Source organism: Ectobacillus antri (assembly GCF_003852715.1).
Classification (GTDB): Bacteria; Bacillota; Bacilli; order Bacillales; family Bacillaceae_G; genus Ectobacillus; species Ectobacillus antri.
This window is the reverse complement of sequence record NZ_RIAV01000003.1, coordinates 251,315-261,314: the sequence shown is the minus strand read 5'-3', so window position 1 is coordinate 261,314 and position 10,000 is coordinate 251,315. Positions and strand designations below refer to the sequence as shown.

Genomic DNA, 10,000 nt, shown 5'->3' with positions numbered 1-10,000 from the left:
GAATCTTTCCCTTTTAAGTAATCTTGAACGACCTCTAGTTTAGTTTCTAACGTATATTTGGTCATAGAAAAACTGCACCTCCGATTGTTAGACGTGTCTAACAATCGGGGTGCAGTTCACTTAGGTTCCTGCTTTTTATAATATTTGTAACGCATGTAAAAATACAACGATAACAGTAATTGGTGCAACATATTTTAACAAGTAAAACCAAATATTGAACAGCACTTGTCCTTGTTTTGTAACCCCTAGCTCTGCCTTAAGCACAGTCCGCTTCATCTTAGCAGGAACAAATAAAGAAATACTTAGTACACCTAGTGGCAATAATATATTGCTTACTATATAATCCACTACATCAAACACTGTTTTATTGAATATCTTTATTTCTTCCATTACACCAAAAGATAAAGCTGATGGAATTCCTACCATAAAAATGAGAGTTCCCAAGAGAATAGATAAGCGCGGGCGCCTTTCTGCTTGATGTCCTCCAGCAGCTGCCACTACAATTTCAAGCATTGAAACAGCAGATGTGATAGTTGCAAAAAAGAACAATAATAAAAAGGCAAGGAAAAAGATAGATCCCATTGGAATTTGTTCAAACACAGCAGGCAATACGATAAAAAGTAAGCCCGGACCTTCAGTAGGTTTCATTCCAAGCGCAAACACACCCGGGAAAATAGCCAATCCTGCCAATACAGTTATAAATAATGTTAGTCCGACAATAGAAGTGGCAGACTTTACAAGACTCTCTTCTTTTCGCAGATACGAACTGTATGTGACCATAACAGATGCACCAACCGTCAGTGAGAAAAACGATTGTCCCATCGCATACAATATGCCTTCAGCTGTCAATTTTGAAAAATCTGGCTTTAAAATAAATGTTACTCCTTCCATTGCGCCATCTAATGTTAAAGAGCGTCCAATTAGTAGTAAAAATAAAATAAATAGTGCAGGCATCATATACTTATTGGCCTTTTCAATCCCTTTTTCCACACCTCGGCTGACAATAAAGATGGTAATAGCTAAAAATATACCTTGTGCAATAACAGCACTATACGGATTTGCAATTGTTTGTCCGAATAATGTTTCAAAATCGCTTACCTCTCTCCATAATCGACCCGACAAAGCATAATACATATATAATAAAATCCAACCGCCCACTACACTGTAAAAAGACAGAACTAAAAAGCTTGTCACGACCCCTAGGCGGCCAATCCATGGATACAAACGACCTGGTACTAGTTTTTTATAAGCAGTAACCGCTTCAGATTGCGTACTGCGGCCAATCACAAATTCAGCCAATAATAACGGCATGCCTATAAGAAGCGTGAACAGAATAAAGATTAAGAAAAAGGCTCCGCCTCCTCCGCTTCCAGCTACATAAGGAAATTTCCATATTGCACCGAGTCCAATAGCAGCGCCAGCTGATGCCAAAATAAAACCTAACTTTGATGTCCATTGCTGTGTTTTTTCCACACTTTTCTCTCCTTTTCACTCTTATTAGTATCCGAACTTCCCCTCACTTCATACTGTTCACCTCCTTTTGCACGCAAAAAAGTCCTCTGCAAATATTGCAGAGGACGATATGTATTACCGCGGTGCCACCTCGATTGGATTCCAAATCCCACTTTTTCAGATACACATGATACCCTATCCTTGTAACGGCGGAACCCGGGCTGCCTACTACTCTTTCAACAAGCCTCTCACAAGTCCATTCTGTATATCGTATCGTACCAGGTTCACACCTATCCCCAGCTCTCTGAACGCTTCTTATATACATACTACTCTTGTTCACTGATTTACTGTCTTTGAATTAAAGCAATTATATACTAGTATAATAGGTTTGTAAAGATATAAGAATTTAAAAACCAGGCTGCGAATGCAGCCTGGTTTTTAGTTTACAACTTTAGAATCTTTTAACTTGTCACGAAGTACCATTTGCAGAATACCCCCATGACGGTAATAATCGATTTCTACTTCAGAATCAAAGCGTGCAATTGCTTCAAAGTGCTTTACATTTCCTTCCGGATCAATTGCAGTTATTTTTACGATATCACGAGGCTTTACGTACTCGTCAACTTGTACTTCGAATGACTCATTACCGATTAGACCTAGTGTTTCTGCATTTTCGCCTTCTTTAAATTGAAGAGGAAGAACGCCCATCAATACAAGGTTACTGCGATGGATACGCTCAAAGCTTTCTGCAATAACTGTTTTAATACCAAGTAGATTTGTTCCCTTTGCAGCCCAGTCACGAGAGCTTCCCATACCATAATCTTTACCAGCAATAATCATCAAGCCCGTACCGTCTTGTTTGTATTTCATTGCTGCATCATAAATGGACATGACTTCACCTGTTGGCCAGTATGTTGTATAGCCACCTTCTGTTCCAGGAGCAATCTGGTTTTTAATACGAATGTTCGCGAACGTCCCTCTCATCATGACTTCATGATTACCGCGACGAGAACCGTAAGAGTTAAAATCTACCGGTTGTACACCTTGAGATAGTAAATACTGACCTGCCGGTGTATGCTTAGCAATAGAACCTGCCGGAGAAATATGGTCTGTTGTTACAGAATCACCAAATTTACCCAAAACACGAAGTGCTTTCAAAGGTTCTACTTCTTTTGGATCTTTTGATAACCCCTCAAAGAACGGTGGGTTTTGAATATATGTGGATGTGTTATCCCACGTATAAAGCGCTTCGTTAGATGTTTGAATTGCATTCCAACGCTCATTGCTATCAAATACGCGCTCATATTCTTTCTTAAACAACTCAGCAGTTACTACAGAAGACACAACTTCTTGAATCTCATCAGCAGTTGGCCAAATATCGTTAAAATAGATAGGATTGCCGTTCTCATCTTTACCAAGTGCATCTTTACGAAGATCAATATCAACCGTTCCTGCAATCGCATATGCAACTACTAATGGCGGAGATGCCAAATAGTTTGCTTTTACAAGCGGGTGAATACGACCTTCAAAGTTACGATTACCAGATAATACAGAAGTTACAAGTAAATCGTTTTCTGCAATCGCTTTTTCAAGCTCTGGTGCCAACGGACCGGAGTTACCGATACACGTTGTACATCCGTAACCAACTGTATTAAAGCCCAAATCATTCAAATAAGGCGTGAGCCCTGCTTTATCTAAATACTCGGTAACAACTTTAGAGCCTGGAGCCAAAGATGTTTTTACATAGCTAGGTACTTTCAAGCCTTTTTCCACTGCTTTTTTCGCAACCAAACCTGCGCCTACAAGAACATATGGATTAGATGTGTTCGTACAGCTTGTAATCGCAGCAATCGCGATTGCGCCTGTTTTCATTGTTACTTCGCTTCCATCTAAGGTTACTTTCATTTCCTTTTCTAGCTCTTTATCTAAGAGTCCAAAGCCTTGGTTGCCCACCGGCGCCACCACTGCCTTGCGGAACGATTCTTGCATATCAGAAAGTGTAATTAAGTCTTGCGGGCGTTTTGGACCGGAAAGACTTGGTTCAATTGTTGTAAGATCAATGTGTACCAAATCCGTGTAAATTGGATCTTCGCTGTCTGGCGTGTAGAACAGATCATTTGCTTTACAATACTGCTCTACAATATGAATTTGCTCTTCACTTCTTCCTGTTAAGCGCAGGTAGTTAAGAGAAATATCATCGATTGGGAAGAACCCGCATGTTGCACCGTACTCTGGTGCCATGTTGGAAATCGTCGCGCGGTCCGCAAGCGGCATGCTTGCAAGTCCTGGTCCAAAGAACTCAACAAATTTGCCAACTACACCTTTTTGACGTAGTACTTGCGTTACTTTTAATGCAATATCCGTTGCAGTTACACCACTTGGTAACGTTCCTGTTAGCTTTACGCCAATTACTTCCGGAACTGGGAAATAAGAAGGCTGTCCTAACATTCCAGCCTCTGCTTCAATACCACCAACACCCCATCCAAGTACGCCGATACCGTTAATCATTGTTGTGTGAGAATCTGTTCCCACCAATGTGTCCGGATAAGCAATCATCTCATCGCCCACTTGCTGTACATGTACAACTGGTGCCAAATACTCAAGGTTTACTTGGTGTACAATACCAGTTGCAGGTGGAACGGCACGGTAGTTGTCAAAAGACTTTTGTGCCCAGCTCAAGAATTTATAACGCTCTTCGTTTCGCTTAAACTCTAAATCCATATTAAATTGCAAGGCATCTGCAGTACCTGCTTTATCAACCTGTACGGAGTGATCAATAACGAGATCTACTGTAATTTCTGGATTGATTTTGTCTGGGTCCCCGCCCATATCAGCCATTGCTTTGCGCAAAGAAGCTAAATCTACAACAGCTGGAACACCTGTGAAATCCTGAAGAATAACACGTGAAGGTTTAAACGGTACATCGATATCTTGCACATCGTTTGTACCCCATTTTGCAAGATTTTCTACGTGCTCTTCTTTAATCACACGTCCATCTACTTGACGTAATACAGACTCTAGCAATACTTTAATAGAATAAGGTAAACGTGAAACATTTCCTATTCCAGCATCTTCAAGCGCTCTCAAACGATAGTATTGATACGTTTTCCCATCTGCCGTAAATAGAGAACGAGCATGAAATGGATCTTTAACCATTGTAAATCCCCCCTGTTAAACGTAAACAAAAATCTGAATATAAAGTGTATACAAACTTTTCTATACCTTACGATAATATATTATTACAACTTGGAACATAAGTAAATAATAAGAAACTTATAGTGCATAATAAGATTTGTTTATACATGGGGGTTTTTCCGCTATTTTACGCTTATCAAATTTTTATTTACAAAAACAGTGAATGTGATGTTATAGTTTTTTATTTGTCTACAATAATGAAATGCATATTTTCTATTACAAAGGGGCCGTTTGCATGAATAAATATTTGTTCTTAATGCTTTTTTTTGTATTGTTTTGTTGTGGATGTAGTACAAAAACGATAAACAAACCCAAAATAAAAGAACCTTCTTTTAAAATTGTTACAGAAGAAACTTTTACGGATACAAACGAATGCATTGTTCATGTGACAACAGAAGCAACGAACGAGAAAGGTTTAGACAAAGTTGCGAAAAAAGTGATGCAGCATTATGAAGATAAGGGATTAGATGATGTACATTTGTATATACATCAACCAGATAATCACAAAGGTTACGGTATGCTCCGAGCACATACCTTTATTGCTTATACAGAAAAGGGAGCAGAACAGGTTGGCCTCCAAGCACCTCAATCATATAGGGTAGACATGTTACAACGATGAATGGAGTCGGGTTGATAAAGCAATACTATTAGCAGGAGGTGATATTGATGGGCAAAAGAAAAGCAAATCACGTAATTCCTGGAATGAACGCTGCTTCTGCACAAGGACAGGGCGCAGGATATAATGAAGAACTTTCTAATGAACCATTAACTCCAGAACAACGTCAAAATAATAAAAAACGAAAAAAGAATCAGTAAAATTCAAAACAAACCGCGAAATCGCGGTTTGTTTTATTGATAATCCATGTCGTTCATTATTTTTTGCACTTGTTGTTCGTAGCTTTCTAATTGTTGACGTTGCGTTTCTGAAGCTGTTTCTAATGCATTTTGAATTTGATTGTATGCTTGTTCCACTTCTTGACGGAGCTCTTTTAAATGATGCGCATATTCAGGATCATTTGTCACAAGATTGTGCTCACCTTCAGTAGCCTTTTTAACGCCTTGTTGCGCTGCTTGAAACGCTTGTTGTTTATCTTTATGATATGGCATGCGTATCTCTCCTTCTCATTTATTCACTTTAGCTTTTGCTGTTTCATTAAAAACATACGCGTATAAACGAGCAAGTGAAAAACCATGCTAGTAGCAGGGGGTGAGCACAATGGAAAAAAACAATGCAAAATCAATTCGCCGCAACTCTCCAAAAGATGGAGGGGGGCAACCAGAGCCAATGAGCGGTTCTCATAAAGTAAAAAACCAAAAGCATACGCGCCAAAAGCATCATGCACATCACGATCAGTAAATAAACTTCATCTTTTCATAAAATAAGTAGCTTGCGTACACTCACGCAAGCTGCTTTCTCTGTAGCAACAATAGCAAAATTCGTTATTTATAATCTTACACAACATAAATTCCCCTGACGCCTTGATCACAATCATATATCGTGATTTTTCTCTCACGTCTAAAAGAATATTATTTTTTATTTGTACGTATCTATCTGCATTCATAATAATGCGTCTTTTTACATAGGTATTAATGATATTCCGCATATCCCTAACCTTTTTATCTCCTGGTCGTCTTCCTTATTTTCCAAGAGCTTGTCTGTTTCTTTTCACCTCTTCCTTTTCAATGAATACCCTGTATTAATTAGAAGTTATGGAGGGTTTGGCGTTATGTGCTCAAAGAAAAAAAAGGATTGCTTTTTGCGCATCGAGGGGTTCGAGCAATGGATGAATCAATTTTTGTCCGACCCATTTGCACTGCATTATCCCGATGGTATCAGCGTAGATTTATTTGAAACAGAATTAGAATATATTATAGAAGCCGACCTTCCGACTTCTTGCCGTAAACAAGTATGCATTGAAAAGACGGAAAATGGCTTGTGCATTCTTATGAAGAACAACGATTGTACATTGAAACGTGACATTGCATTGCCTATTAATATTATGCATAAAAAAATGGTCGCCTCGTTTGAAAACGGATTTCTTGCAATTCATATCTCCCGGAATCAATCAGCACAGAATGAGCCAATTGTTCAATTTGAAGACTAACCATAATAGTTACAGACATAGAAAAACCTTGCGCATGCAAGGTTTTTCTCGTATACCAGCCAGGTCACGCATGGAGCTCAGCGTCCTTCTTACCCGTTTTCTCTTGACTTCTTAGTAAGATATGAACGAATAATAAAAATGGAAAACCGAGTGCACATACACCAGCTAATAATATAAATACAATATTTCCACTATTGTAGCCATAGTGACTTAAGAGAGCCCCGCCCAGCCATGGTCCCAGTACTCCTCCCAAACCGCTGAAGCTCATTGCACCAAAATAAGTGCCTTTTAAATGCGCAGGGGCCAACTCATCAAGAAACACATCCGTCATCGAAAACATGAATACCTCACCAATTGTAAACAGAATAGTGAAGGCATAAAGCATCCAGCTTTCCTGTACAAACCCGTAACCGATAAGTCCCAAACTCACAGTAATTCCTCCTACCATGATACAAGTCAGAGAAGAATACTTTTTAGCAACACATGTAACCGGATATTGTACAAGTAGTACCGTCACCGCATTTAGCATAAGTGCATACGAAAATAGTTCTACTCCATTTTCAAAGACTGCTGCGTTCGCTAGATACTGTGACAGTGTAGAGGAGAAATGAGCGTAGCCGGAATTGTTAAATATAATTCCTAAAATAACCAATAATAATATTGTATCCTTTCGTAATACACGAAAGGCTTTGCTTATCGTAACCGTTTCTTTTGTAACTGGTCTCTCCGGTAATTGATACTTATTAAATTGAATTAGCAGCGAAACTGTATATGCTACATATACAAATGCAGCAACTAAAAACGGAGTAGTGGATTTAGCTGTACCCAGTTGCAGTCCAATAAACGGTCCAATTGCCACCCCTACATTAATTGCCGCGTAACGCAAATTGAAGATCATTAAACGATTTTCTTGTTTTGTTAAATCGGATAATAAAGCACGAGAAGCAGGCTCAAAAAATGCCCGACAAATACCATTCAAAGCATTCAAAATAAAGAAGATCCATACTGCATCCGCAAAGACAAACCCGATAAACACAAACGTCCAAATTACAATCGAGCTCATCATAATCTTGCGGCGGCCATATCGATCAGATAAGTTACCTCCAATAAAGCCGGCAAACACACCAACGAGCACGCTCGTTCCTATTATCGCTCCAGCGATTACCGGTGAAACCTGTTTTACGGTAGTTAAATAAATAGCTAAAAATGGCATACTCATTGAGGTGGCCAACCGCGCAAATAGCGTGCCGATAATCACATTGATTACTAGCGGATGAATTGACTTTACATTGTTCATTTCCATTTTACACCTTCTTAAAAAGACAATAAGATGATTGTATTCGTTATCTTTTTAGAAAACCCTTTCTATCTGACAAATATTTTTAATTATATATAAACCTCACCGAGTCCACACAAAAAAAGACCAATACTTTGGTCTCCTTAATACATATAGCTACCTCTCCGTACGCGTCAACTCGATATTCATATCATAATCAAAACGAAGAGACTTGATAACTTCTTCAAGCGGTATGTCAACATCATAACGGGTATTAAATTCATGCACCCAGCTTACTATTTCTTCGCGATTATATGTATAACATCCACTTTGCCAACTTTTCATATCACAGCTATTGTGAATACAAATTTGGATGAGTAACTGCTGATATATATGTGAAAGTCCTTGTTTCTTTGTAATTAAATCTTGTAAGTAAAACGCATCAAATTTAATACTTTCTTTATTATAACCTTTCATCGCATCCACCAGCTGCTGTATGTCCCTGTATGTTTCTGATACTTGCGTGTTCAAACAAAGTAACGCGTCTATGCCAGCTTTACGGGAAATTAGTTCTCTCAATATGAACACCTCCTCTCAACTCCACAACTTATATATAAATACTATTATTAATACAATTCGCCTTTTATTTGAAAATCCTCTAAAATAAAGGATATTTAAAGAAAATATAAAAAAACAAGGGAGATTTTATCATGACAGAACGTTTATACTATCAAGATCCGTACATACAGCATTTCACGTCACAGATTCTCAAACAAGGTGCCGATGAAAACGGCGCATATGTTGTACTGCAAGAAACAGCCTTTTACCCTACAGGAGGTGGCCAACCTTGCGATATAGGAACTTTAAATCATGCGCAAGTAACACGTGTTGAAGAAATTGAAGGTGAGATTCGCCATTATACATCTGAAGCCCTTTCTGGAACAGTCACAGGACAAATTGACTGGTCACGCCGTTTTGACCATATGCAGCAGCATGCTGGCCAACACATCTTATCCGCAGCCTTTGCGGAAAAATTCGGCATACCAACTATTTCATTTCACCTTGGTCGAGACAGTTCTACAATCGATTTACAAATAGAAGAGCTATCACAAGAAACAGTGTTGGCTGCGGAAGAACTCGCTAACGAGATTGTATTTAACAATATACCAATTGAAGTGCGCTGGATGAATGAAGAGGAAGCCAACACATTACCACTTCGAAAAAAGCCGAAGGTAACCGAAAATATTCGTATCGTCATGATTAAAAACTTTGATTATAGTGGTTGTGGCGGAACGCATCCAAATCGTACAGGTGAAGTTGGAGCAATTAAAATTGTCGACTGGCAACGACATAAAGGACATGTGCGCCTCACATTTCTGTGCGGGTGGCGTAGTATCCGTACTTTGCAGGAAAAACAAACCATTGTAAAAGATGTGGTACGTTTGTTAAATAGCAAAGAACGTGATGTAGCAAGTAAACTTGCAAACCTTATAGAAACACAAAAAGAATTGGAGAAAAGCCTGCGTGAATCACATGAACAACTACTTGCACATGAAGCAAACACACTGTCACGCACAGCCCGCATACATCGGAATGGAAAATTGATTGCCGCAATTTCTCACCATTCAATATCTGATTTAGCAAAGATGAGTGCAATGCTGACACAAGATTCGGAAGCAATTGTCTTACTGGTTACGCAAACTGATGATAAAATCCAATGCATCTGCGCGTGCGGCCAAAGTATTGAGCAAAATATGAATGAGGTATTAAAAAGCGTTTTACCACTCATAAACGGCAAAGGTGGCGGCAACGCAAAAAGCGCACGTGGCGGCGGAGAAGCTTCTATATCAGCAGAAGATCTTTTAGAACAATTAATAATCAAAGTTTCTTCTTAATAAAACAAGGGAGACGTAATTGTCTCCCTTGTTTTTATATCCTCTCAATAATCGTTGCGGTCGCCATGCCGTGACCA

The 10,000-nt window shown here is 39.0% G+C and carries 10 protein-coding genes and 1 other annotated feature; of the genes, 5 read left to right on the top strand and 5 right to left on the bottom strand.

Annotation, left to right across the window (positions count from 1 at the left end):
- Nucleotides 1-135 precede the first annotated feature (135 nt).
- On the bottom strand, nucleotides 136-1,473 hold the full coding sequence (locus EEJ45_RS05585) for a sodium-dependent transporter (RefSeq protein ID WP_124563803.1): 1,338 nt from the start codon (nucleotides 1,471-1,473) through the stop codon (nucleotides 136-138).
- Nucleotides 1,474-1,570: 97 nt separating this feature from the next.
- Nucleotides 1,571-1,801: a binding site (T-box leader), on the bottom strand.
- Between the two features lie 89 nt (nucleotides 1,802-1,890).
- Nucleotides 1,891-4,608 (bottom strand): aconitate hydratase AcnA, encoded by a 2,718-nt coding sequence (gene acnA, locus EEJ45_RS05575; protein ID WP_124563801.1) that lies wholly within the window; start codon nucleotides 4,606-4,608, stop codon nucleotides 1,891-1,893.
- 274 nt (nucleotides 4,609-4,882) lie between these two features.
- Between acnA and EEJ45_RS05570 the strand changes: the two genes are divergently transcribed.
- Together EEJ45_RS05570 and sspO are read left to right on the top strand one after the other, a co-directional pair.
- Complete coding sequence (locus EEJ45_RS05570) at nucleotides 4,883-5,266, top strand: hypothetical protein (protein ID WP_124563800.1); 384 nt, start codon at nucleotides 4,883-4,885, stop codon at nucleotides 5,264-5,266.
- 47 nt (nucleotides 5,267-5,313) lie between these two features.
- Nucleotides 5,314-5,463, top strand: a complete 150-nt coding sequence (sspO, locus tag EEJ45_RS05565) for a small acid-soluble spore protein O (RefSeq protein ID WP_124563799.1) — start codon at nucleotides 5,314-5,316, stop codon at nucleotides 5,461-5,463.
- Nucleotides 5,464-5,496: 33 nt separating this feature from the next.
- Here sspO and EEJ45_RS05560 read toward each other — a convergent pair whose 3' ends face one another.
- Nucleotides 5,497-5,754: a hypothetical protein gene (locus EEJ45_RS05560; protein WP_124563798.1), complete on the bottom strand. Its 258-nt coding sequence runs from the start codon at nucleotides 5,752-5,754 to the stop codon at nucleotides 5,497-5,499.
- 109 nt (nucleotides 5,755-5,863) lie between these two features.
- On the opposite strand from EEJ45_RS05560, the gene EEJ45_RS05555 reads away from it, so the two are divergent.
- Entirely contained in the window at nucleotides 5,864-6,004 is a 141-nt protein-coding gene (locus EEJ45_RS05555) for a small acid-soluble spore protein P (RefSeq protein WP_124563797.1), read from the top strand.
- Between the two features lie 370 nt (nucleotides 6,005-6,374).
- Nucleotides 6,375-6,752, top strand: coding sequence for an Hsp20/alpha crystallin family protein (locus EEJ45_RS05550; RefSeq protein WP_124563796.1), 378 nt, complete (start codon nucleotides 6,375-6,377; stop codon nucleotides 6,750-6,752).
- A 64-nt stretch (nucleotides 6,753-6,816) separates the two neighbouring features.
- On the opposite strand, the gene EEJ45_RS05545 is transcribed toward EEJ45_RS05550, so the two are convergent.
- Both EEJ45_RS05545 and EEJ45_RS05540 read right to left on the bottom strand, forming a co-directional pair.
- Nucleotides 6,817-8,055, bottom strand: coding sequence for an MDR family MFS transporter (locus tag EEJ45_RS05545; RefSeq protein WP_380018070.1), 1,239 nt, complete (start codon nucleotides 8,053-8,055; stop codon nucleotides 6,817-6,819).
- Between the two features lie 150 nt (nucleotides 8,056-8,205).
- Nucleotides 8,206-8,607, bottom strand: coding sequence for a hypothetical protein (locus EEJ45_RS05540; RefSeq protein ID WP_124563795.1), 402 nt, complete (start codon nucleotides 8,605-8,607; stop codon nucleotides 8,206-8,208).
- A gap of 131 nt (nucleotides 8,608-8,738) precedes the next feature.
- Here EEJ45_RS05540 and EEJ45_RS05535 point away from each other — a divergent pair, with 131 nt between their 5' ends.
- Nucleotides 8,739-9,923 carry an alanyl-tRNA editing protein gene (locus tag EEJ45_RS05535; RefSeq protein WP_124563794.1) on the top strand — a complete coding sequence of 395 codons (1,185 nt, stop codon included), beginning with the start codon at nucleotides 8,739-8,741 and terminating at the stop codon, nucleotides 9,921-9,923.
- The last annotated feature ends 77 nt before the right edge of the window (nucleotides 9,924-10,000 follow it).

Excerpts from the sequence above, each read along its gene's own strand:
- acnA (WP_124563801.1), bottom strand. The coding sequence starts at position 4,608 with ATGGTTAAAGATCCATTTCATGCTCGTTCTCTATTTACGGCAGATGGG.
- EEJ45_RS05555 (WP_124563797.1), top strand. The coding sequence starts at position 5,864 with ATGGAAAAAAACAATGCAAAATCAATTCGCCGCAACTCTCCAAAAGAT.
- EEJ45_RS05535 (WP_124563794.1), top strand. The coding sequence starts at position 8,739 with ATGACAGAACGTTTATACTATCAAGATCCGTACATACAGCATTTCACG.
- EEJ45_RS05545 (WP_380018070.1), bottom strand. The coding sequence starts at position 8,055 with ATGGAAATGAACAATGTAAAGTCAATTCATCCGCTAGTAATCAATGTG.
- EEJ45_RS05570 (WP_124563800.1), top strand. The coding sequence starts at position 4,883 with ATGAATAAATATTTGTTCTTAATGCTTTTTTTTGTATTGTTTTGTTGT.
- EEJ45_RS05560 (WP_124563798.1), bottom strand. The coding sequence starts at position 5,754 with ATGCCATATCATAAAGATAAACAACAAGCGTTTCAAGCAGCGCAACAA.
- sspO (WP_124563799.1), top strand. The coding sequence starts at position 5,314 with ATGGGCAAAAGAAAAGCAAATCACGTAATTCCTGGAATGAACGCTGCT.
- EEJ45_RS05550 (WP_124563796.1), top strand. The coding sequence starts at position 6,375 with ATGTGCTCAAAGAAAAAAAAGGATTGCTTTTTGCGCATCGAGGGGTTC.